The 22,653-nt window shown below is 31.8% G+C and carries 22 protein-coding genes; 17 read left to right on the top strand and 5 right to left on the bottom strand.

Annotated elements, in window-relative coordinates; genetic code table 11:
- Window positions 1-9: 9 nt before the first annotated feature.
- The gene (locus ACTQ5K_RS05930; RefSeq protein WP_016204949.1) at window positions 10-1,821 is read right to left on the bottom strand and encodes a TniQ family protein; all 1,812 of its coding nucleotides are present in this window, start codon (window positions 1,819-1,821) and stop codon (window positions 10-12) included.
- 62 nt (window positions 1,822-1,883) lie between these two features.
- On the opposite strand from ACTQ5K_RS05930, the gene ACTQ5K_RS05925 reads away from it, so the two are divergent.
- From ACTQ5K_RS05925 to ACTQ5K_RS05905, 5 genes are all read left to right on the top strand, one after another.
- Window positions 1,884-2,522, top strand: a complete 639-nt coding sequence (locus ACTQ5K_RS05925; protein WP_053215733.1) for a TnsA endonuclease N-terminal domain-containing protein — start codon at window positions 1,884-1,886, stop codon at window positions 2,520-2,522.
- Between the two features lie 6 nt (window positions 2,523-2,528).
- A complete protein-coding gene (locus ACTQ5K_RS05920) occupies window positions 2,529-4,604 on the top strand; it encodes a Mu transposase C-terminal domain-containing protein (protein ID WP_441993777.1) in 2,076 nt (691 codons plus the stop codon).
- Between the two features lie 10 nt (window positions 4,605-4,614).
- Window positions 4,615-5,586: a TniB family NTP-binding protein gene (locus ACTQ5K_RS05915; RefSeq protein ID WP_016204945.1), complete on the top strand. Its 972-nt coding sequence runs from the start codon at window positions 4,615-4,617 to the stop codon at window positions 5,584-5,586.
- A 284-nt stretch (window positions 5,587-5,870) separates the two neighbouring features.
- Complete coding sequence (locus ACTQ5K_RS05910) at window positions 5,871-6,329, top strand: MarR family winged helix-turn-helix transcriptional regulator (RefSeq protein WP_016204944.1); 459 nt, start codon at window positions 5,871-5,873, stop codon at window positions 6,327-6,329.
- A 69-nt stretch (window positions 6,330-6,398) separates the two neighbouring features.
- Window positions 6,399-6,926, top strand: a complete 528-nt coding sequence (locus ACTQ5K_RS05905; RefSeq protein WP_016204943.1) for an arsinothricin resistance N-acetyltransferase ArsN1 family A — start codon at window positions 6,399-6,401, stop codon at window positions 6,924-6,926.
- A 363-nt stretch (window positions 6,927-7,289) separates the two neighbouring features.
- On the opposite strand, the gene ACTQ5K_RS05900 is transcribed toward ACTQ5K_RS05905, so the two are convergent.
- Window positions 7,290-7,847 (bottom strand): recombinase family protein, encoded by a 558-nt coding sequence (locus ACTQ5K_RS05900; RefSeq protein WP_016204942.1) that lies wholly within the window; start codon window positions 7,845-7,847, stop codon window positions 7,290-7,292.
- A 174-nt stretch (window positions 7,848-8,021) separates the two neighbouring features.
- On the opposite strand from ACTQ5K_RS05900, the gene ACTQ5K_RS05895 reads away from it, so the two are divergent.
- From ACTQ5K_RS05895 to ACTQ5K_RS05885, 3 genes are all read left to right on the top strand, one after another.
- A complete protein-coding gene (locus ACTQ5K_RS05895; RefSeq protein ID WP_016204941.1) occupies window positions 8,022-9,485 on the top strand; it encodes a SulP family inorganic anion transporter in 1,464 nt (487 codons plus the stop codon).
- Window positions 9,486-9,505: 20 nt separating this feature from the next.
- Complete coding sequence (locus ACTQ5K_RS05890) at window positions 9,506-9,925, top strand: universal stress protein (RefSeq protein ID WP_016204940.1); 420 nt, start codon at window positions 9,506-9,508, stop codon at window positions 9,923-9,925.
- 166 nt (window positions 9,926-10,091) lie between these two features.
- Entirely contained in the window at window positions 10,092-10,511 is a 420-nt protein-coding gene (locus ACTQ5K_RS05885) for a universal stress protein (protein ID WP_016204939.1), read from the top strand.
- Window positions 10,512-10,544: 33 nt separating this feature from the next.
- Here the strand turns inward: ACTQ5K_RS05885 and ACTQ5K_RS05880 are convergent, their stop codons facing one another.
- From ACTQ5K_RS05880 to rnjA, 3 genes are all read right to left on the bottom strand, one after another.
- Window positions 10,545-11,819, bottom strand: a complete 1,275-nt coding sequence (locus ACTQ5K_RS05880; protein WP_016204938.1) for an MFS transporter — start codon at window positions 11,817-11,819, stop codon at window positions 10,545-10,547.
- Between the two features lie 174 nt (window positions 11,820-11,993).
- A complete protein-coding gene (locus ACTQ5K_RS05875; protein ID WP_016204937.1) occupies window positions 11,994-12,536 on the bottom strand; it encodes a recombinase family protein in 543 nt (180 codons plus the stop codon).
- Window positions 12,537-12,837: 301 nt separating this feature from the next.
- Window positions 12,838-14,508, bottom strand: a complete 1,671-nt coding sequence (rnjA, locus tag ACTQ5K_RS05870) for a ribonuclease J1 (RefSeq protein ID WP_047945031.1) — start codon at window positions 14,506-14,508, stop codon at window positions 12,838-12,840.
- Between the two features lie 273 nt (window positions 14,509-14,781).
- Here rnjA and ACTQ5K_RS05865 point away from each other — a divergent pair, with 273 nt between their 5' ends.
- From ACTQ5K_RS05865 to ACTQ5K_RS05825, 9 genes are all read left to right on the top strand, one after another.
- Window positions 14,782-15,240 carry a MarR family winged helix-turn-helix transcriptional regulator gene (locus ACTQ5K_RS05865; RefSeq protein WP_016204934.1) on the top strand — a complete coding sequence of 153 codons (459 nt, stop codon included), beginning with the start codon at window positions 14,782-14,784 and terminating at the stop codon, window positions 15,238-15,240.
- A 69-nt stretch (window positions 15,241-15,309) separates the two neighbouring features.
- On the top strand, window positions 15,310-15,837 hold the full coding sequence (locus ACTQ5K_RS05860; RefSeq protein ID WP_016204933.1) for an arsinothricin resistance N-acetyltransferase ArsN1 family A: 528 nt from the start codon (window positions 15,310-15,312) through the stop codon (window positions 15,835-15,837).
- Window position 15,838: 1 nt separating this feature from the next.
- On the top strand, window positions 15,839-17,209 hold the full coding sequence (locus ACTQ5K_RS05855; RefSeq protein WP_109769256.1) for an NAD(P)-binding domain-containing protein: 1,371 nt from the start codon (window positions 15,839-15,841) through the stop codon (window positions 17,207-17,209).
- 22 nt (window positions 17,210-17,231) lie between these two features.
- Entirely contained in the window at window positions 17,232-17,441 is a 210-nt protein-coding gene (locus ACTQ5K_RS05850; protein WP_016204931.1) for a hypothetical protein, read from the top strand.
- A gap of 113 nt (window positions 17,442-17,554) precedes the next feature.
- Window positions 17,555-17,893: an ArsR/SmtB family transcription factor gene (locus ACTQ5K_RS05845; RefSeq protein ID WP_016204930.1), complete on the top strand. Its 339-nt coding sequence runs from the start codon at window positions 17,555-17,557 to the stop codon at window positions 17,891-17,893.
- Window positions 17,894-18,060: 167 nt separating this feature from the next.
- Window positions 18,061-18,390, top strand: coding sequence for an ArsR/SmtB family transcription factor (locus tag ACTQ5K_RS05840; protein ID WP_016204929.1), 330 nt, complete (start codon window positions 18,061-18,063; stop codon window positions 18,388-18,390).
- 15 nt (window positions 18,391-18,405) lie between these two features.
- Complete coding sequence (locus ACTQ5K_RS05835; RefSeq protein WP_016204928.1) at window positions 18,406-19,704, top strand: arsenic transporter; 1,299 nt, start codon at window positions 18,406-18,408, stop codon at window positions 19,702-19,704.
- Between the two features lie 60 nt (window positions 19,705-19,764).
- On the top strand, window positions 19,765-21,408 hold the full coding sequence (locus ACTQ5K_RS05830; RefSeq protein WP_016204927.1) for an FAD-dependent oxidoreductase: 1,644 nt from the start codon (window positions 19,765-19,767) through the stop codon (window positions 21,406-21,408).
- A 410-nt stretch (window positions 21,409-21,818) separates the two neighbouring features.
- Entirely contained in the window at window positions 21,819-22,640 is an 822-nt protein-coding gene (locus ACTQ5K_RS05825; protein WP_047945083.1) for an alpha/beta fold hydrolase, read from the top strand.
- The last annotated feature ends 13 nt before the right edge of the window (window positions 22,641-22,653 follow it).

Genomic DNA, 22,653 nt, shown 5'->3' with positions numbered 1-22,653 from the left:
TAATCTTTATTAGATTATGTTAATTACGCTTTTTAAGAATAATAAGCGTTTACCATCGTTTAATTCAGGTCCTGAAACAGCAATCAATTTCCCCTTATTATATTTTTTTAATATTCTTTTTGTACTAATAGATTTAATCATAGAAATTTGAAAGGTTGTAAAGTACTTGGATTCAAATTTAGTAAAGGAATCGTTTGTAATAGCCCCTGAGCTATTAGTTTTAAGTCTATTTGTACAAATCCAATATTCAATATCCTTTTTCTTAACACCAAACAAGAAGGCAACATCTTTTTGCGATAAAACTCCACTTTGTTTAGCCAGTTTAACAACAATATTTCGAACTATTTTAAAAAGTACTCTTTTTGAAACCAAAGAATTACCCAAAACTTTTTTATCTAATTCGAATGGTAAGCACCCTGCCAACATTGCTTTAATTACAACAAAAGAGTAATGTACACCAACCCACTGAAAGGCTTTATTTAAAATAATTTTTGGTCCAATTATTAGAGTGGTTCTCTGTTGTAACCTTAAAGTGATTTCTTCTAATTTGCCAATAGGGATTTGCCATTGCATTACAGAACCAGTTTGTATGTTAATAGCTGGCCATAATACATTATTGGAAAGTATGTTAAAAGTAACTTTTGGGCTTGTCCGCCAAGTATTCCGTAAGTGTTCTTTTGAAATCGATTCTTTGTAAAGGGACAACCATTTTTCGATTTCAATTTTTTTCACAAAGAAAAATTCCATTTCCTTGAAGTTACACATAAACAGCTGAAAATAATCACTTCTTTTAATTGTATCTTCTTTTAATTTAGTAATTTCACATGCCTTTTTTATACTAATAAATTGATTTGGATAACTATTTGGTAATTGATTCTTAAGTATATAGTTCATAAACTCAGTGTGCAATGGTTCCAAATTAGTGCCAATTAACTTATTAACAGCATTACAAAATAGACGAAAACTATTAAGGTTGTTTTTATTTTTCATCAATCTAATGAATGTATAAAATTGCTTTGGCCAATCCCTCAATAATATGTAAGCGTGTATGTATAAAGGACAAGATTGAATAAGTGTTTTTGATTTTTTTAAACGGCTATTAACAACTGCGTTTCCGCTATATTTAAAACCATCTAATGTTATAATCTCATCAATATTGATTGTTTGTGGTATCCAAGTTGCTAAAAACTCTAATGCATAATAGAATGTCGAAGAATTTGAAATCCAATCATTAATATTAACAGTTTTATCATGGGAGAAAAATTTATCAACCTCTTGTTGATAATTAAATAGAAGAGATAATGTAACATTTTTGGGTTTAGCTGAAGATAAAGGCATCCCACAAACACATTTATCGGAAATAACGGTCTTAATATTTATATCTCTAGAACAATACATACATTTATCAATTAGAAATAATTTGTGCTTTCTACATATAAAACTATATGTAAAACTCCAGTCTAAACGGTGAATCGGTTCCTCTATTAAACATACTGGACAAACCTTTGTTGTTTGGTATGAAAACCAAGGGCACTTAATAGTGTTCTTGGTATAATCTACTCTTAAACCGTGAAATTCTAATAGATAAGTAAAAGTCATACTGTTTGCAAGCTGATATTCGATGCGTAAAAAGTTTGAAGTATCTTTAATATGGTTTTGTTCGCCCCAATTCATTAAATTAACATTAGGCTGATAACCTGTAAATACGGAAAAGTGATCATTAATCCATTTTATGTTATCCATTAAGTTTTCTTTTGCCGTCCTATAAAAGAATCCAGTAAGGCTTTCGTTGTTCTTAGGCTTTAAATAAAAAAGTAACATGATGTTCTTCACCTCAAATATAATAATCTCCAAAAAAATACTCTGGTAAACTAGGTGATAATATGGAACAAGTTAGAAAAATAAAACCATCCAAAAAAGGCAGCTTTAGAGGCTTTATAAATAGCAAAAAGTCTAATGAAATGGTTGCTTGGGAGAGTCTGTTAGAGAAGGACTTCATTAAGGTTTTAGATTTTGATCCTTCAATCATAAAAATTCAATCTCAACCAATAAAAATAGAATACAGATATAAAGGGAAGATATACAAATATTTTCCTGATTTTTTAGTGGAAACTAAGGATAAACAGTATATTATTTTTGAAGTTAAGCCAGAGGATAAGATTAAAGAAGAAGATAATAAAGTTAAATTTGAAGTAGGGAAAATATATTGTGAAAAAAAAGGATGGAAATTCAAAATAGTTACAGAAAAAGATATAAGACAAGGATATCTAATACAAAACCTCGATAAGATTAGAGGAGTCGACGAAAGGTTAACTAAAGAAAGTACAAAAATAAAAATTTATAATTTTATACAAAAAAATGGAAAAAGTAAGATGGAAGATATCATAAAGTTTGATGATAGTATACCTAGTCCAGAAATTTATTCGAATTTATACTATATGATTTATAATCAGCAATTAAATATTGATCTCATAAATGAATTACTCAATGATGAAACTTTTATAGATATTGTGAGGGGATAGTTACTAATGAGTATGTTTGCATTTTTAGCAGGAACAAAGTTAATGATAGATGAAGATAGATATATAGTTAGAAGAGAAATAAATGGAGCAATCGAACTAGAGAATTTAAATTACAATAAAATCGAGATTTGGGATAAAGAACACTTATTAGAAAAGTGGAATAAAGAAGAATTAGTATTCAGAAATAACGATTGGCGCAGCAGTGAATCTGAAATTAGGGACTTTTCATTGCTAGATATAGATTCAGTTAACGAGGCTAAAAGAAGGTATAAAATTATAAAACCAGTGATAGACGGAGAGATACTACCTGCAGAAATTAAGAGTTATTTAGATACGATAGAACCAAAAGTTAGTAAAACAACCTTTTATGAATGGAAGAGTAGATGGGAAAAATATGAAGATATTCGAACTCTTGTAAAAAAGAAGCCTGGTCACAAAAATCATTATACAAAGGGAGAGATAGTCGAACTAATAGAAGAACTGGTAAATGAATTCCAATATAGTGGTGAAAAGTTTACAGATGAACATCTTTTTTCTGAATTTTCATTAAGAATCGAAGAAATTAACAGATTTAGAGATGATAAAAATAAAATTAAAATAGTATCTCGTTCTACATTTTATAGAAGGAAGAAAACTATAGAAGACAAATTTAGAAAAGAAGAGATTAGGCTTGGTAAAGTTGAAACTGAATTGAGGAAGAAAGGTTCTAGAAAAGAAGTTGTAATTACTAAACCCTTGGAAAGAGTGGAGATTGATTGGACACCTGTCGATGTCTTATTAATTAATCCATCGACACTAAAGCCAGAACGTCCTTGGCTAGTCTATGCAATAGATAAAGCTACCGGTCATCCACTAGGATTTTATGTAACATTTAAGGATGTAAATGCATCTGCGGTGAAACAATGTCTATTACATTCTATTATGCCAAAAACGTACCTGAAAAAATTATATCCCTTAATAGAAAATGATTGGGTAGCATATGGAAAACCCTCTGAGGTAGTATTTGATAATTCAATAATAAATGAATCGTATGATGTTAAGGATACTTGCCAACAGTTAAATATAAATGTTCACTTTTGTAAAGTTGGTGCTGGTTATCAAAAGGGAACTATCGAGAGAGGATTTAGAACACTTAACACTACATGGATTCATACATTAAAAGGAACGACTTTTTCAAATGTTTATGAGAAAGGATTATATGATTCTGTAGGAGAAGCTTGTATAACAATGCAGACGTTTATTTATATGGCTCATCTGGTGATGGTAGATGTAATTGCGAATTCTTATGATAAGAGACGAGGAGGAAAGCCAAAGGATCTATGGCTTAAAGGATTAGTGAATAATCCTTTGCTACAATTACCTATACCACAAAGCAAAAAAGAGCTTAAATTAATTTTTATGAGTGGAATAGATTATAGAAAGATACAAAATAAAGGCGTTGTTATAGAAAACGAATACTATAATAGTAAAGATTTAATGGAACTTAGAGCTAACTTAATTAACGAGGTAAAACACGAAAAGAAAATTGGGTCTGTTAAAGTTCGATATGACTTAGCGGATATGAGATCTGTTTATGTTTATGATAAATTTAAAAAAATATATATTCAAGCAAATAACACATCTCTTGAAAGAAAGGAAATTCCCACGAATTTACCTGTTTATTTGTCTCAGTTAGAACTAGACTCTTCGGTAAGAACACTTGGCGCTAACAAAGATGATGTAACTAATTTAGCAAAAACCATAAGAAAAGTAAAAGAGCTCACAAATTGTGATAAAAAGAAATATAACCAACAAAAACGCAACTTGGAACAGTTGAATAAACGAGATTTGCCTAAGAGTTATAATTATGAAGGTATTTCTTCAATGGGATTAGCGGAACTACAAATAGAAAGTCCTATTGAAGCTGATACAATAGTTGTTCATTTTGATGAACAGAAAGAAAGGGAAAATAAACAGAAAAAATATGCAACTAAAAGTAAAAAAGAGCAATTACAAGATGAAGAAACAATGATTGGGAAAAGTAATAGTGATTATATTGATTTAGACTCATTACCAGATTATGGAGTGAGTTTCAAAAAATGAGGTCATAACGATGAATGAATTATTTAAGCCACTAAAAGGTAAAATTCCTGATGTCAAAGAAATAAAAAAAAGGAAAGAGCACGTTAAAAGTATCATTATTCAATATCCGCGTTATAAAAAAATATTAGATAAAATAGAAGAACACCATCAGTTATCCTTTGGTTCTGTTCAGCCTGATGGTTTATTTATATATGGTGAAACTGGTCTTGGGAAATCTACTCTACTCAAAGAGTATGAAAGTAAATATCCGAGAAAAATTATTGATGGTTTTACAAAAATTCCGATTTTATATTTAACAGTTCCTGTAGGAGCAACACCAAAGTCAGTGGCTTCTAAAATATTGTTGAATATGGGAGATCCAAACTATGATCGTGGTACAGAGAATAATATGACTGTCAGAATATTATCTTTTGTTGAAAAGTGTGAAGTTGAAATGATTATAGTAGATGAGTTTCAACATTTAATTGATAGCGAAAGTAAAAATGTATTAAACAAAGCATCTAATTGGGTGAAAAATTTATCTAATGAAGTTAGAATACCAATATTAGTATGCGGAATGCCTGAATCAAATAAAGTCTTTGTTTATAATGAACAATTAGACCGCCGCTTTTGTGAAAAGCAAAGTTTACAGCCTTTTTCCTACCAATCGAAAGAAGAGGAAATAGAATTTAGAGCGTTTTTAAATGGATTAGATAAGCAACTGCCCTTTCCTGAGCAAGCTTTCTTAGCTGATCCAGTATTAGCAAAGAAGATTTTTTATGCAACTAAAGGAAATCCTTATTATATAAAAAAACTAATAGAAGAATCAACCGTACAGGCTTTAAAAAGTGGGAGTGATTTAATTTCTGAGGATGACTTGTATATTTCATTTAAATCCATTTCATTATCAACAAGACCCTTTGTTATCAATCCATTTAATGATGAGAAATTTAATTTGATTGATGCATTTGAGAAAGAGAAAAGGATGAAAAAATACATATAATAACGCGTAATAAGAAGGTGAAAAATAAATGAACTCGTTTTTACTAATATTAACGCTTTTATAATTGATAAACGTCTAGAACCTTGTTTCATAAGGGATTAGACGTTTTTTATGAGATTTAAGGTTAATAGTAATTAACGCTTAATTTAAAAGTTAACACTCATTTTATTTTAGTGGAGGAGTCTCTTGTGTAACTAAAGGGGGAGTTGAATAAGGTATAAGTTCAAAATATTATTTGACATTATCAATTAATGATGATAACATCTAATTAGAGGCGATAATATATGAAAACACAGGATAAAATTCAAATACGTGAATTGCTCCAGCAATTGGTAAGGGACTTTGGTCTTCTTCAGAAAGACGGATCTGATTGTTGTGGAATTACAGTATCACAAAGTCACATTGTTTATGAGTTAAGTAAGAGCCCAAATGTATCTCTACAGACATTGGCAGAAAAGTTAATGATGGATACAGGGCTTTTAAGTAGACAGGTAAATAAACTGGTTGAACTTAACTTTATTTTAAGAGTTCCAGATCCTAATGATAGAAGGTATGTCCTTTTGTCACTTACGGATGAAGGGGAATTGAAGGCAGAGGAAATTTCCAATCAAATGTTAGAGTATCTAGGTAATATTTTTCAACATATTCAGGAAGATAAACATCAACAGGTAATGGAAAGTCTAAGTTTGCTTCTATATGCAATGAATAAAAACAATGGGCTAGGTAGTTGTGCCACCAAATAAGGTGGCTTTCATTAAATATTATAATTGATAAAGTCAATTAATGTGAAAGTCAATTAAGGAGTTGGAAAAATGATTAGGAAAGTAGAGGAAAGGGATTTATTGGCTATATTAGAGATTTATAATCAAGGAATTGAAGATGGAATAGCCACCTTTGAAGAAGAACTTAAAGACGAAAACTATATTTACAAATGGTTTAATCTCCATAATGGAAGATATTGTGCTTTCGTAGCAACAAACGAACAAGGAGAAATAACTGGTTGGGCTTCCATAAATGCTTATAATACAAGAGCTGTTTACCAGGGTGTAGGAGAACTATCCATATATATACATAGGGGATTTAGGGGGAAAGGAATAGGTCAGCAATTATTACGGGTCTTAGAAGAAGAAGCAAAATCACATGGTTTTTACAAGTTAGTGCTCTTTACATTCCCTATCAATGCTTTAGGTCAAGGTCTGTATCGAAAGCAGAATTATAGGAAAGTTGGATTATTTAAAAATCAAGGAAAATTAAGAGGGGAATTTGTAGATGTAATGATTATGGAAAAATTGCTTTTTGATCAAGATTATTATTTGTTAAAAACAAAGGAGAGTAAATAATATGTCAGAATTCAAAATCGGATTAATTTAGTAATTTTTCCGGAATGATTTGTCATAAATATTCGTAATATAATTGAGTTGTTGTATTAAAATAAAGTTCTAGATGAAAAAAGTTGCTTTTTTACAAAAAGTTCTCAACTGATTTGAAGTTAAATGTAAAATAACTAAATATTTAGTATTATTTCATCTAAGATTAATTAAAATAGACAAAAAATTGGAAAACCTCTGTTCTTAAATTTGACAGAGGTTTTTATATTTTTTCCAATCAATATAAGGAAATTAACAATTATCAGCCAGCACTTGATGTTACCTAAAAATACTTGAAAAAATCACAAATTGGTAGTCACCCAATATAATTTAAGCTTAGGATTTTCCCTCCCAATTTGATAAATATCTGTATAAGCTGGACTTACTAATTCCAGTTGTATTTTGAATTTCTATTAATGAAAACTGCTTACTAATATACATATCAATTGCTTTTTGAATATTACGTAAAGACTTTTTGGGTCTACCTGTATTTTTCCCCTGGTTTTTAGCTGTTTTTATTCCTATTTTAGTGTTTTCACTTATAATATCGCCCTGAAGGTTTATTAGATGTTGTACATATTCATTAAACTTTTCTTCCATTACATTACTCGTATCAATATTCTCTTTAATAAACAAAATATAAGCATCTTTTTCCCTAATAATATTTAATATCTCCTTTAATTTTTTTAATGAATCAGCAATTGTATAAAATTTTTCAACCACAATCTTATCGTGTTTATTTAAGTTTAATAACATCTTTTTAAGTGTAGTTTTATTCTTGTGAGAACTAAGTTCTTCAGTATAGATTACGTTACAATGATAGGTAGTAAGACTTTCTAACTGATCTATACAATTAGGGTCATCTTCAACAGGCCTCATATAACCAATTAACATGTATTAGCCTCCTTAGTTTTTAAGCGTTTAAATAAACCATATCATAAAAATTATTTGAAAAAAAGAACCAAAATGGTTCCATTTTGGTTCTTTTGGTGTTAGACTGTTCAAAGTAAGTTAAAAAAGCTGATTATATATTTATTATATAAAATATTATAACGGAGGTATTTTTTAGTGATTGAAAAAATGAAGAGAGATTGGTTTTCAAATATTCCCGCAGATATTCTATCTGGAATAGTAGTTGCCTTGGCACTGATTCCAGAAGCAATAGCGTTTTCCATTATTGCGGGTGTTGATCCAATGGTTGGCCTGTATGCCTCTTTTTGTATGGCTGTAACCATTTCTTTTGTTGGCGGAAGACCAGCTATGATTTCGGCTGCGACTGGAGCTATGGCATTACTAATGGTGCCATTAGTAAAAGACTACGGTATAAACTACTTATTAGCAGCCACTATATTAACAGGTATTATCCAAGTTGTTTTTGGAGTTTTAAAAATAGCAAAGCTAATGAAGTTTATTCCGAGGGCAGTTATGGTTGGCTTTGTTAATTCTTTAGCTATTTTAATATTTATGGCACAAGTCCCTCATTTTATAGGTATCTCCAATATGACTTATATCTTTGTAGCCATTACATTATTGATTGTCTATATCTTACCAAGATTTATAAAGACGGTTCCAGCACCATTAATTGCAATTGTTTTATTAACAAGTTTAGCAATTTTCTCTGACTTTGATTTAAGAACAGTTGGAGATTTAGGTAATATCACTCAATCGTTACCATCTTTCTTTATTCCTGATGTACCACTTAATTTTGAAACATTAAAGATTATTTTTCCATATTCCATTGCATTAGCTATTGTAGGTTTATTAGAATCTCTTTTAACTGCTTCCATTGTGGACGACATGACTGGAACAGGTAGTAATAAAAATAGGGAAGCTAGAGGGCAAGGAATTGCCAATGTTATTACAGGTTTTTTTGGTGGTATGGCAAGTTGTGCGATGATAGGACAATCCGTTATAAACGTAAAGTCAGGTGGTAGAGGTAGGTTATCTACACTTGTTGCTGGACTATTTCTTATGTTTCTAATTTTGGTATTAGGGAATATAGTAGTCCAAATTCCAATGGCAGTCCTGGTAGGTATAATGATCATGGTTTCTATTGGTACATTTGACTGGTCATCTTTTACTTACCTAAAAAACGCTCCAAAAACAGATGCAGCAGTTATGTTAGTCACTGTTATCATCGTAGTAGCAACACATGATTTATCTATCGGTGTTATAGCAGGAGTTATATTAAGCGCCATCTTTTTTGTGGCTAAAATATCTAAAATTAAGTTGGTTAGGAATGTGAATAACCAGAATATTACTTTCGAGGTAGAAGGGCAGTTATTTTTCGCTTCCGTGGAAGAGTTCGTGGAGCAATTTGATTTTTCTGTGGAGAATAAGAATATTATTATTGATTTCACCAATGCGCACATATGGGATGATTCAGCTGTTGGTGCGATCGATAAAGTAGTGATTAAATATCGAGAAAATCATAACAACGTGACTATTAAAAACTTAAATGCAGCAAGTAAAAAAATCGTGGATAAGTTGGCAGTATTTAACGATCCAAATGCAAAATTATCTGCACACTAAAAAGGGGAGTGAAGTGTATAATGTATAAAAAAATACTATTAGCCATTGATGGATCAGAACATTCTAAAAGAGCAACAGAGGAAGCAATGAAAATTGCTTCTTTAAGTGAAGAAAGTACAATAAAATTAGTTTATGTTGTGGATTTTTCCAAATCAAAAGATGAGGTTTTACACGCTCATAATAAGGAGGAATTGGAGTTATCTCGCAAGAAAAAATTATTGCCTTTTGAAGAGTTATTAAATGCCAATAATATTGATTTTAGTTTTGAATTATTACACGGAGACCCTGGACCAGCTATAGTAGAACATGCTAATAAAAAAAAGTTTGATATGGTTGTAATCGGAAGCAGAGGACTTAACACTCTACAAGAAATGGTACTAGGCAGCGTCAGCCATAAGGTGGTTAAAAGAGCCAATTGCCCAGTATTGATAGTAAAATAATTGTATTATAAAACCCACTTTAAAAAAAGTGGGTTTTATTTTTGAGGAAAATGGAAATGAATGAGTTTAATTGAAAATAAAATAAAAATAACATAAATTAAGTTCCCGTTTTATATAAAAAGTTATATTATATATGTAAGCGCTTGCTTAGTTGGGAGGAATGAAAATGTATAGAAATATCTTATTAGCAACCGATGGTTCCGTACACTCAAAAAGAGCTGCATTAAACGCAATTTATATTGCTAACTGTTGCTCAGAATCTAAAGTAGAAATCGTTATGGTAAGTGATCCTTCAAAGGCAAAGACTGAGACCCTTCATAATTGGAATAGCTCTGAATTTGTTGATAAAAATAGAGGGAAAATTTCAGAAGTGGAAAAGTTAGTGAAAGAATCGGGGCTCAATTATGAAGTTGTTATATTAAAGGGAGAACCAGGTCAAGTTTTAGTAGACTACATTAATAACAAGGGTACAGATCTTGCAATAATGGGAAGCAGAGGATTAAACGTCCTACAGGAATTTGTTTTAGGTAGTGTAAGTCATAAAGTAACTAAAAGAGCTAACTGTCCAGTATTAATTGTAAAATAAACTTGCTAATTAGAAAGAAGGTTAAAACCTCCTCTAATTAGCTCTTTTTGCTATTGTTACTTTCTGAGGTTTTTTTGCAAGGATTGCTCCAAATATTCCAAGAATCGGAAATAACAGTAAAAATAATAAGCTTTCTATATAACTGTGAAAATAATCATATCCTATTCCTAGTGGCAATGGACCAATTGCAGAACCTACAACCATAACCATCATAGCAATCCCGTTTATACTCCCTAGGTATTTTCTTCCGAAATAATCAGACCATATAATATTGAGTGTAATTCTTTCTATTCCATTGCTTGCTCCCCATAATATTCCAAAAATAATTCCAATCCAAATGCTTTTTACATTTATTAACAGAATGAGGAATGTAATCTCTGTTAAGAATATCCCCATCAAAAGGATTTTTGTTTGTATTTTTTCTAGTATAAAACCTGACAAAAATGAAATTGGGAATCCAACTAATGCCATCAGGCTTAAAACACTAGCTGCTAACTGCGGGGACAGGTGCTGTTCTTGAAATATGGATAAGAGATGGAATGTAATAGCTGTATTTACAAGTGCAGGGATTCCCACGCAAACTAAAATTGCCCAAAAAGCTTTAGTTTGCATAGCTTCTTTTAAGGTCCAATCCATCACTAAATAAGAATGGGATATTTTATTATGAGATTTATTCTTGAATTTTTCTGTAATACCATCTGGCAAGGCTCCAATATCCTCAGGCCTATTTCTCACTCCTATTATAGCAAGGGGTGTGAAAATAATTAGTAATGCGACTCCCCATATTTGCCAGGTTGTTTGCCAGTCCCACTTATCAATTAACCACGTATTTGCAATAGGAAAAAAAGCAGCACTTGAAAAGCTTCCTATAGCCATAAAACTCATTGCTCTTCCTCGTTTTTTTATAAACCATTGTGGCACTATGGTATTAGGAATTAACGTCATACTTCCTTGACCCAAGAACCTAATCAAGAAAAAACCAATTCCTAACATCCAAATATTGGTAACAAAACTATTGAAAAAACAAGCTAATGAAAACAAGACACTTACTATTCCGAGCATTCTACGATAACCAAAGCGATCCATAAACTTTCCCATAAACATTATCAGAAATCCAGAGCATAAAGTAGCGATGGAATATAGACTGGATATTTCGGTTCTATTCCACCCAAAACTTTTTATGTATTCCTCAATGAATGTCGAATTTGAATAGGTTTGACCAGGCCCTGAAAAAAATGTACCTAAACCTGCTATAAAAACAATAAACCAACCGTAAAATATAGAAGTATTCCTCTTCCTTTTATTCATAGTATTAACTACACTCCTTTTGATTAAAAAGATGAGAAGATGGCTATCTAAAATAATTCTTGTATTAAGGAGCCAACCTCTAAAGTGATGAATTATAGTGGAGAATAGCTACACTAAGTAATGATTTAGTTTCACTAGTAATTAATTGGAGATTTGTAAAACACTGATGAAGTATTATTTTTCTAGATATCGATACAGAGTAGTTTTACTGATTCCGGTATGTTCCTTTATTTGGGCAAGACTGAATTTTCCACTTTTGTACATTGACATGGCAAGTTTAACATTTTTATCTGGCTTTTTTGGTCTTCCAGGTGCTTTTCCATTTTTTTTTGCTTCAAATAATCCTTCTTTGGTTTTTTCACTAATCAAGTCTGTTTGGAATTCAACTAAATGATTTAGTATCCCAGTAAATTCATAGTGTTTTGTTATGCTAGTATCGACATTTTCATGTAACGACTGCAAAAATGCGTTCTTTTTCTGAACTTTCTCCATTATTTCCAGAAGATGACGGGTGGAATCAGCAAGTGCGAAAAATTTAGTAATAACAATTTTGTCCTCACTTGAAAGAGAGTTTATTAATTCTATTAATTTTATTCTTTTTTTGGCTGAGGAATGGTCTTCTAAAATGATAGATGTGCAATTTATTGCTTCTAATTGAGTTATTTGTTTTTTGCAAGTAAGATCTTCTTGTGTTGGTCTAGCGTAGCCATATAACATATTTATCCTCCTGATGGTGTTGTGACCAAACTATAATAACATATTTTTTTATTGTACTTCCTATGATTTTCCTCTTATTAGAGATAATGTTTTTATTAAGTTTAATTGGACACAAGGTAAATCAATCAACTATGATAGATAATAATTTTTTCATATTTTTATTTATCAGGAGGATAATTGGCTTAGCTTAACAGTGCATCTCTAATTATTACTTTATATAAAAAGGTTTCTTAAAGTAGTTGAAAAAAGAAACCCTTTGTTAGTTTCTGTGACAATTTTTATAAAAGAAAATATTGTATTCTTACACTTCTATAATAATGGGTAGTAACATTGGTCGACGTCCAGTTTCAGCATATAAGAATGGACTAAGAACTTCCACAATCTCTTGTTTAATTTTCCCCCAATTTAATATATCTTGTTTGAGTAGTGTGGATACACATTCATTTACCACTTTTTCTATTGTTCTCATAAGTTCTTCAGACCCACGCATATAAACGAATCCTCTTGTAACTATTGCAGGTGGAGATACTAACTGCTTTTTTTTACTATCCATACTTAGACTTATGATGATAATTCCTTCTTCGGATAAAATTTTGCGATCACGTAATACAATATTTCCTATATCACCTATACCGCTTCCATCAACATAGACACCTTGGGAAGGTATTGTTTTACTGTTAATTCGTGCTTCATCTTCAGAGATTTCTAGTACTTGACCATTATCCATAACAAAGCAATTTTCTAGTGAAACACCCCAATCAACAGCTAATTCTACGTGTTTTTTTAACATTCGGTATTCTCCATGAATGGGCATGAAGTATTTGGGCTTTATTAGTGATATCATTAATTTTTGTTCTTCTTGGGTACCATGACCAGATGTATGAATATCACTAATTTTATGGTGTATAACATTTGCACCTACTCGGAATAATTGATTAATTGTCCGATTAACACTTATAATATTCCCAGGAATAGGAGAGGAAGAAAAAACAACTGTGTCACCTTTGACAATATGAATTTGTCGATGATTACCATTTGCTATTCTCGACAATGCAGCCATAGGTTCTCCTTGACTTCCTGTACATATAATAGTTACTTCATGAGTTGGAAGATAATTAATTTGACTGATTTCAACAAATATATCTTCAGGAGCCTGTATATAACCTAGGTTTTTTCCTATCTGAATTGTTTTTTCCATACTTCTTCCAACGATAGCGATTTTCCGCTTATAACGAATAGAAGCTTCAACTACTTGTTGTATTCTATGAATGTTTGATGCAAATGTCGCAAATAAAATACGAGATTGTGTTGCTTCGAATATCTCTTTAATCGATTCTCCAACTTTTTTTTCAGACATTGAAAAACCGGGTACTTCACTATTTGTACTATCAGATAATAAACATAAAACTCCTTCTCGACCAATTTCTGCTATTTTGTGAAGGTTGGCTTCTATCCCCATTGGTGTAAAATCAAATTTAAAATCACCTGTATGCACAATATTTCCATCAGGTGTGGTGATTACTACGCCGAAAGAATCTGGAATGCTATGTGTTGTTCGGAAAAATCTTACTTTTATATTGTCAAATTGAACATCAATATCATCTGAAATATGTATCATTTCTACATAACCTGTTTTATGTTCCTCTAACTTACTCTGAATTAATGCTGTTGCTAGAGCCCCTGCATAAATAGGTACTTTTATACGCTTAAATAAAAAAGGAACTCCACCTATATGATCTTCGTGTCCATGTGTAATAAATAAACCTTTAATTTTGTCTTTGTTTTTCTCCAAGTACGTATAATCAGGTATAACATAGTCTATACCTAATAATTCGGATTCAGGAAATTTAAATCCAGCATCTACAATTATAATTTCATCATTGTACTCGATTACATACATGTTTTTTCCGATTTCTCCTAGACCACCTAAAGCAAATATTTTTGTTTTGCTGCTATATTGTAAACTATTCATATTCTAACTCCTTCTAAATTAAAATTCGATAAGAGAAATTAATATCGATATATATCTAGATTTTATTAATGATTTTTCTAAATTTCGAAGAATTACTTTTGATATAAATATTTTATCTTCATCTTTCATACCATTATTAAGCATAGTCTATCATTTGTAGACCTAAAAAGGAACCTTTTTGAAACTGTTTCTTATGTCTCATAAGAATTAGGAAGTTTAACATTTGACAATATCAATTAATGACGTTATCATTTAGTGTAGAGGCGATAATATATGAAAACCCAGGATAAAATTCAAATACGTGAGTTGTTACAACAGTTGGTAAGGGACTTTGGACTTCTTCAGAAAGATGGTTCTGACTGTTGTGGAATTACAGTATCGCAAAGTCACATTGTCTATGAGTTAAGTAAGAGTCCGAATATATCTCTACAGACATTGGCAGAAAAGTTAATCATGGATACAGGACTTTTAAGTCGTCAGGTTAATAAATTGGTTGAGCTTCACTTCATCTCAAGAGTTCCAGACCCTAATGATAGAAGATATGTCCTTTTGTCACTTACAGATGAAGGGGAATCGAAAGCAGATGAAATTTCCAATCAAATGATGGAGTATCTCGGTAATATTTTCGAGCACATACAGGAAGATAAGCATCAACAGGTTTTAGAAAGTCTAAGTTTGCTATTGGTTGCAATGAACAAAAATAATGGGTTAGGTAGTTGTGCCACCAAATAAGGTGGCCTTCATTAAACAATATAGTTGATAAAGTCAATTAATGAAAAAGTCAATTAAGGGGATGGAAAAATGATTAGGAAAGTAGAGAAAAGGGATTTATCGGCTATATTAGAGATTTATAATCAAGGAATTGAAGATGGAATAGCCAGCTTTGAAGAAGAATCTAAAGACGAAAACTATATTTACAATTGTTTTAATCTTCATAATGGAAGATATTGTGCTTTCGTAGCAACCAATGAACAAGGAGAAATTATGGGGTGGGCTTCGATTAACCCATACAATAGTAGGGCTGCTTATGATTGCGTAGGAGAAATATCCATATATATACATAGGGGATTTAGGGGCCAAGGACTAGGACAGCAACTATTACATGTCTTAGAAGAAGAAGCAAAATCACAGGATTTCTACAAACTAGTGCTCTCTACATTTCCTATAAATACTTTAGGCCAAGGTTTATACCGAAAACTAAACTATAGGGAGGTTGGATTATTTAAAAATCAAGGAAGATTAAGAGGCAAATTTGTAGATGTAATGATAATGGAAAAGTTGCTTTTTGATCAAGATTACTATTTGTTAAATACAAAGGAGAGTAATTAATATGTCTGATTTTATCTTATCATCTTGCTGTCAGCCATCGGATGAAACTCAAGAAAATACAACTATCAGTAAAGAACTACCTATTGCTATTATTGGGGCAGGTCCTGTAGGTTTAGCTGCTGCAGCTCATTTGATTCAATATAAGCAAAAAGTGATTGTTCTAGAAGCTGGAACAGAAGTGGGAGCAAACATCCTTACTTGGAAGCATATAAAACTATTCTCACAATGGAAATACAACATCGATAAAGCAGCATCTACTTTATTAGAGAGAGATGGATGGGAACAACCGAATCTTGAGGAAATACCTACTGGTAAAGAACTCGTGGAAAATTATTTAATCCCTTTATCAAAGATTCCAGAATTACAAGAAGTAATAGCTTTAAATACAAAAGTCATTTCTATAGCCAAAAAAAATACCGATAAAATGAAGACAGCTAACAGAGAGAATGTCCCATTTGTTATTTATACAGAGTATAAAGGGACTATTCAAGTTCTTGAGTCAAGAGCTGTCATTGATGCTACTGGTACATGGGGAAATCCTAATCCAGCTAACTCCAATGGAGTTTGGTTAGAATCAGAAAAATCCCTGAAGGACAACATTTTTTATGGGTTACCTGATATCTTGGGAGAAAGTATAAACCGCTACAAAAATAAGAAAGTAGCAGTTATAGGAAGCGGTCACTCTGCCATTAATGCTTTATTAGAATTAGGGATTTTAAAGGAAAAGAACCCTAAAACAGAAATTATATGGATTATCCGCAAAGAACGGGTAGAGGATGCATATGGTGGAGAGGAAAAGGATGCCTTAGAAGCAAGAGGATTATTAGGCAGCAGGATTCATGGATTGGTGGATAAAGGGATCGTTCAAGTACACACTTCCTTTAGAGTAGATCAGTTGATAAAAAGGAATAATACCTCAACGCTAAATATTATAGGAGAAGTGAACGGTGTAAAGCTGGAAATTGAATCGATTGATGAAGTTATTGTCAATACAGGAAATCGACCTAGTTACTCTTTTTTAAATGAATTACGTACAAAAGTTGATTTTGCTACTGAAAGTGTAGAGGCAATTTCTCCTTTAATTGATCCTAATTTGCATAGCTGTGGAACAGTTCGTCCACATGGTGAAAAAGAATTGAGGCAGCCTGAGAAGAATCTATATATTGTTGGATCTAAAAGCTATGGTCGAGCTCCAACCTTCTTAATGGCTACAGGATATGAACAGGTACGTTCAATAGCAGCATTTATGGCAGGAGATATAGAATCTTCTGAAAAAGTAGAGCTAGATTTACCTGAGACAGGGGTTTGTAGCGTGAGTTTCTCTAATATTACACCTAATAATAGTTGTGAGACGAATTCGTGTTGCTCCTAATAATTAAGAGTGAGGGTTATATATGGTTATAAATAAAGGTGGCAATCTAAGTAAAGATTATTTTAAAGCTTACTTGAAATTAATCATGAATAGTTTGGAAGTTTCCATTGAATTAGCAAGAGAGAAGGCTTTTGCAAGATTATTTAGCAATAAAGAAAATACACTTGGATCTATATCCTATAGTAATTTCATTCGAGCTTATTGCGAATTAGAGAAGGAAATAGCTCATTAATTAAATATACTATTGAAAAGAGAAAATAAGAGTTTAACTAACTCTTATTTTCTTGCATACTATGACTACTCCATTTAGTATAAAGGTAATTCAAATGGAACGGATGATTATACATGACTATTGAACAAATAGATACTATTGCGAATATTTTGAAACTACTAGGTGATAAGACAAGGTTATCCATAATGGGAATGCTAATGATAAATGACTGCTGTGTATGTGAATTTGTGGATGTGTTTCAAATGTCACAGCCAGCTATAAGTCAACATTTGAGAAAATTAAAAGATGCTGGTCTGGTTAAAGAGCAAAGAAAAGGCAAATGGGTTATCTATTCTCTAGAGCAAGGAAATCAATATTTCCCTATGATTAAAAACATTTTAAATTACATTCCAAATCAAAATGAAAAATTTATTTGGCTTGAGGAAAACGGAATGCGTATTTCTTGTGAATAAATAAAATAATAAGGGTTAATGTGGTTGACATTAACTTTTTTTATAATTAACATATAAGCATATAATTATATACGCAAATGAGTTCTTCATTAATATCTTTGATTGGTTACATGAGTACCATTTTTTTTTGAAGATACTAAGGGAGGTAAATAAATCTGGCAACTGTAATGGATATAAAGGATACTGCAAATGTATTAAAGCTTTTAGGAGATAAAACAAGATTATCTATGGTAAGCATGTTGGATGAACAGGAGTGTTGTGTCTGTGAATTTGTTGAACTTTTTAATATGTCACAACCTTCTATTAGCCAGCATTTACGGAAGATGCGAGATCTTGGAATTGTTAAAGAACAAAGAAAAGGTCAGTGGGTGGTTTATTCTTTAAACACAACAAGTGAATACTACGTATTAGTTAAAGAGTTATTAAAACATGTTCCAAGTCAGAGAGAAAAATTACTATGGCTAGAGGAAAAGGGTTTAAGAATTATATGTAATTAATGGAGGTTAACAGCTTTGTTACAAACTATATTAGCAATAATTATCTTTTTAGTAACACTGACATTAGTTATCTGGCAACCGAAAAATCTTTCGATTGGTTGGTCAGCATGTGGCGGGGCAATATTAGCTCTTCTTGTTGGTGTAGTTGATTTCAATGATGTCATTGACGTAACTGGAATTGTTTGGAATGCAACACTTGCATTTGTCGCAATCATTATTATTTCTTTAATCTTAGATGAAATAGGATTTTTTGAATGGGCAGCTTTACATATGGCAAGAGTTGCTGGTGGTAATGGACTCAAGATGTTTGTTTACGTTGCTATTTTAGGTGCTATTGTTGCAGCGTTTTTTGCAAACGATGGGGCAGCACTAATTTTAACACCAATCGTTTTAGCGATGGTTAGAGCTTTAAAGTTAGACGAGAAAATGGTTTTTCCGTTTATCATTGCAAGTGGTTTTATAGCAGACACTACATCATTACCTTTAGTTGTTAGTAATTTGGTCAACATTGTTTCTGCTGATTTCTTTGATATCGGATTTGTAGAATATGCATCCAGAATGATTGTGCCAAATATTTTTTCTTTAATAGCAAGTATCCTGGTGTTGTACTTATATTTCCGTAAAAGAATTCCAAAGGTTTATGATTTAAATCAATTAAAAGTACCACAAGAAGCAATAAAAGATTTAAAGATGTTTCGTTTATCTTGGATGATTTTAGCTGTTTTACTTATTGGCTATTTCGTGAGTGAATTCCTGTCTATTCCAGTCTCAATCATAGCAGGTGTAATTGCGATTATTTTCCTTGTATTTGCAAGAAGAAGCGCTGCTGTATCTATTAAGAAAGTAGTAAAGGGTGCTCCGTGGGCAATTGTATTCTTCTCTATTGGAATGTATGTCGTAATTTATGGATTGCGTAATGTAGGTTTAACAGACCTGCTATCTAGTGTTATTCAAGCAGCTGCAGACCAAGGATTGTTTGTTGCAACCATGGGAATGGGATTCATTGCAGCAATCATATCGTCCATAATGAATAATATGCCAACTGTACTTATTGATGCATTAGCAATTGCAGATACAAATGCTACAGGAGTAATAAAAGAAGGGTTAATTTATGCCAATGTTATTGGATCTGATTTAGGTCCTAAGATTACACCAATTGGTTCATTAGCAACGTTGTTATGGCTCCATGTTTTATCTCAAAAAGGTGTAAAAATATCATGGGGAACTTATTTTAAAACAGGTATTGTCTTAACTATTCCAACCCTTTTGATAACTCTAATCGGCTTATATCTGTGGCTTTCCATTCTTTCATAAATGAACGGGAATTGTTAATTATACAGAGTAATATTGATACTAATTTTGGAGGATATAAATATGAAAGTACTAATTATAGGATCTGTAGCAGCAGGAACATCTGTAGCAGCAAAGGCACGTAGGAACGATGAAAATGCGGAAATCACTCTATATAATGCAGACTATGACATTTCTTATTCCATATGCGGTATTCCTTATTTTCTAGGTGGAGAAGTAGAAAATCTGGAAACATTAACTCCAAGAAGTGCTGCTTGGTTTAAAAAGCGATATAACGTAGATATTTTTACTCGTCATGAAGTAACTACAATTGATGCCGAGCAGAAGAAAGTTCAAGTGAAGAACTTAGATACAAATGAAATAAAAGAAGACTCTTATGATGTATTGGTTTTTGCAACAGGGGCTTCTCCAATTAAACCTGATATTGATGGAGTAGATGGAGAGCATGTTTTCCAAGTTCGTACGATACAAAATACAGCAGCTATTGATCAATATATGAAAGCAAACCAACCAAAGAAAGCAACCATCATAGGAGCTGGCTATATTGGATTAGAAATGGCAGAACAGCTTACTCATAGAGGTTTAGAGGTAACAATCGTACAACGTAGTAATCATGTAATGGCACATATGGATAAAGATATCGCTTCACGAGTGGAAGAACACTTAGTTAAAAAAGGAGTCAATCTCATCTTAAATGATGAGGTAACTGCGATAAGCAAGAAGGAAGTACAAACTAAATCAGGAAAAGCTATTGAAACGGATATTGTTATATTAGCTACGGGTGTTCGTCCAAATACACAATTGGCTAAGGAAATCGGTGTTGAAATTGGTAGTACTGGAGCTATTGCAGTTAACTCCAAAATGCAGACTAACCTTCCTGATGTTTATGCTGTTGGTGATGTTGCTGAAAGCTACTCCGTTATTACAGGAAAACCTATCTATCGTCCATTAGGAAGTACAGCTAATAAAATGGGAAGAATAGCTGGAGATGTAATAACGGGAGGTTCTTTAGAACACCGAGGTATTTTAGGTACTGGTATCTTAAGAGTATTTGATTTGGCTGTTGGTCAAACAGGTATGAATGAAGTAGAAGCATTAGAAGAAGGCTATGATATCGAAATACTTCATAATATTAAACCGGCTAGAGCAGAGTACCTCGGAGGAAAAGAATTAGTTATTAAAGCAATTGCTGATAGAGAAACTGGCAGAATATTAGGTGTACAAATAGTTGGAGAAGAAGGTGTAGATAAACGGATTGATGTATTTGTAACAGCAATGACGTTTAAAGCAAAAGCAGAAGATTTATTCCATCTAGATCTTGCCTATGCACCTCCATTCAGTACAACAAAAGATCCAGTAATGTACACTGGAATGGCTCTGCAAAATGCTATTGAAAAGAAAAATAAGCTAATTACACCAAAGGAACTAACGGAGAGAATAGAAAAAGGAGAAGCTCTTCAAGTAATTGATACCAGAGCACCAAAACAACATAATGTATCAAAAGTGGAGAGTGCAATAAATATACCACTAGGTGAATTACGTGTGAAAAGTAGAGAGCTTGATCGTAACTTACCAACCGTAACTTACTGTAATGGTGGAGTCACTGGGAATGCTGCACAAAATGTTTTGCGTAACTTAGGGTTTAATGATATATATAATCTTTCTGGTGGAAATAAGAATTACCAAAATTATATGAAGAACAAATAATAATTAACATTTAGACCTCGGGTGTAGAGTACTTGGGGTCTTTTTTTGCAAAAGTGTTATATATCCAATACTAAGTTAAGAAGAAGAGCTTGTAAAAAAATGTACTTAAACAAATGAGTGCTTCCCTTGAATTATTGGAACTTCTCTTCCTTATGTCGCTATGGGAGCAGAATAATTATACAAGGTGATTATTATGATTTTTTCGTTCCAGATAGAAATTGATATAATGAACTCTAATCAAACTTACAATCTTGTTTCAAAAGATAAAGAGATGGTGAAAGTTAGTAATTTTGAAAGATAGCGAAGTTTCAATGTATTTCGCTTATTGTAATGAATGATGAAGCATATCTTGGTATAATTGACTATGAGTGTTAACATTTTGTTATATATGGATAAATGAGGGATTTGAATTGGCGTTAAATTTATTGTTACATAAAAAAAATGATATAAAAAATGATAATTTAATCGTACTGATACATGGACTTGGTGCATCTGATAATACATGGAAACAGGATGGTATTTCATGGATAGATCTATTTTTAACTGATGATACATTTAAAAATGTAGATGTAGCGGAAATAACTTATGATACATTCCATTTAGCAAACGGATTATTGGCTCTAATGGGAATTAAAAAACTTAAACTAGGTAAATTTAAAAGTTTTTCTGTTGGAAAAGGTCCTTTTACTACTATTGAAACTTTGGCTAGGGAATTAAAAAGAGAAATTGACTCGAAAAAAATTAAGCAATATAAAAATGTATTATTAATCGGTCATAGTATGGGTGGATTAGTAGCTATAAGATATATTCTCGAGGAACTTGAACATAATCAAACTCATAATGTAAAAGGTATGATTAGTTTAGCTACACCATATAATGGTTCTTCATTTGCTTTATATAATCAATTAATAAAGAGTATAAACAAGCATGCTCAAATTCCATCTTTAGAGCCTAATAGCAGTTTTTTAGATGAAACGATAAGATTATGGCAAAAGCATTTAGAAACAATTAATTTAGATTTTAAATTTTTCTTTGGAACAGAGGATACTATTGTGCCAGAAAACAGCGCCATTCCACATATTGTCAGATCGAAATGGACAGGAGGAATTCCTCTTCCAGGAGATCATAGTGGGATCTTAAAAGTAGAAAATCATAGTTCTATAAGTTACAGACATGTTAGTGAAGCAGTAAATGAGATTTTTGAAAGAGATATTGTATTAAAAAAAAAATAATAGATGAGCAAAG

Source organism: Niallia sp. Sow4_A1, assembly GCF_052116745.1.
Lineage (GTDB): Bacteria > Bacillota > Bacilli > Bacillales > Cytobacillaceae > Niallia > Niallia hominis.
Note: the sequence above shows the minus strand (reverse complement) of the source record. Positions and strands in the feature narration are given on the sequence as shown.

Bases quoted from the DNA above. Each gene is read 5' to 3' on its own strand.
- ACTQ5K_RS05850 (WP_016204931.1), top strand. From the start codon at position 17,232: ATGGTTATAAATAAAGGTGGCAATCTAAGTAAAGATTATTTTAAAGCT.
- ACTQ5K_RS05885 (WP_016204939.1), top strand. From the start codon at position 10,092: ATGTATAGAAATATCTTATTAGCAACCGATGGTTCCGTACACTCAAAA.
- ACTQ5K_RS05900 (WP_016204942.1), bottom strand. From the start codon at position 7,847: ATGTTAATTGGTTATATGAGGCCTGTTGAAGATGACCCTAATTGTATA.
- ACTQ5K_RS05890 (WP_016204940.1), top strand. From the start codon at position 9,506: ATGTATAAAAAAATACTATTAGCCATTGATGGATCAGAACATTCTAAA.
- ACTQ5K_RS05830 (WP_016204927.1), top strand. From the start codon at position 19,765: ATGAAAGTACTAATTATAGGATCTGTAGCAGCAGGAACATCTGTAGCA.
- ACTQ5K_RS05855 (WP_109769256.1), top strand. From the start codon at position 15,839: ATGTCTGATTTTATCTTATCATCTTGCTGTCAGCCATCGGATGAAACT.
- ACTQ5K_RS05910 (WP_016204944.1), top strand. From the start codon at position 5,871: ATGAAAACACAGGATAAAATTCAAATACGTGAATTGCTCCAGCAATTG.
- rnjA (WP_047945031.1), bottom strand. From the start codon at position 14,508: ATGAATAGTTTACAATATAGCAGCAAAACAAAAATATTTGCTTTAGGT.
- ACTQ5K_RS05905 (WP_016204943.1), top strand. From the start codon at position 6,399: ATGATTAGGAAAGTAGAGGAAAGGGATTTATTGGCTATATTAGAGATT.
- ACTQ5K_RS05865 (WP_016204934.1), top strand. From the start codon at position 14,782: ATGAAAACCCAGGATAAAATTCAAATACGTGAGTTGTTACAACAGTTG.
- ACTQ5K_RS05915 (WP_016204945.1), top strand. From the start codon at position 4,615: ATGAATGAATTATTTAAGCCACTAAAAGGTAAAATTCCTGATGTCAAA.
- ACTQ5K_RS05880 (WP_016204938.1), bottom strand. From the start codon at position 11,819: ATGAATAAAAGGAAGAGGAATACTTCTATATTTTACGGTTGGTTTATT.
- ACTQ5K_RS05925 (WP_053215733.1), top strand. From the start codon at position 1,884: ATGGAACAAGTTAGAAAAATAAAACCATCCAAAAAAGGCAGCTTTAGA.
- ACTQ5K_RS05920 (WP_441993777.1), top strand. From the start codon at position 2,529: ATGAGTATGTTTGCATTTTTAGCAGGAACAAAGTTAATGATAGATGAA.
- ACTQ5K_RS05840 (WP_016204929.1), top strand. From the start codon at position 18,061: ATGGATATAAAGGATACTGCAAATGTATTAAAGCTTTTAGGAGATAAA.
- ACTQ5K_RS05930 (WP_016204949.1), bottom strand. From the start codon at position 1,821: ATGTTACTTTTTTATTTAAAGCCTAAGAACAACGAAAGCCTTACTGGA.
- ACTQ5K_RS05845 (WP_016204930.1), top strand. From the start codon at position 17,555: ATGACTATTGAACAAATAGATACTATTGCGAATATTTTGAAACTACTA.
- ACTQ5K_RS05860 (WP_016204933.1), top strand. From the start codon at position 15,310: ATGATTAGGAAAGTAGAGAAAAGGGATTTATCGGCTATATTAGAGATT.
- ACTQ5K_RS05875 (WP_016204937.1), bottom strand. From the start codon at position 12,536: ATGTTATATGGCTACGCTAGACCAACACAAGAAGATCTTACTTGCAAA.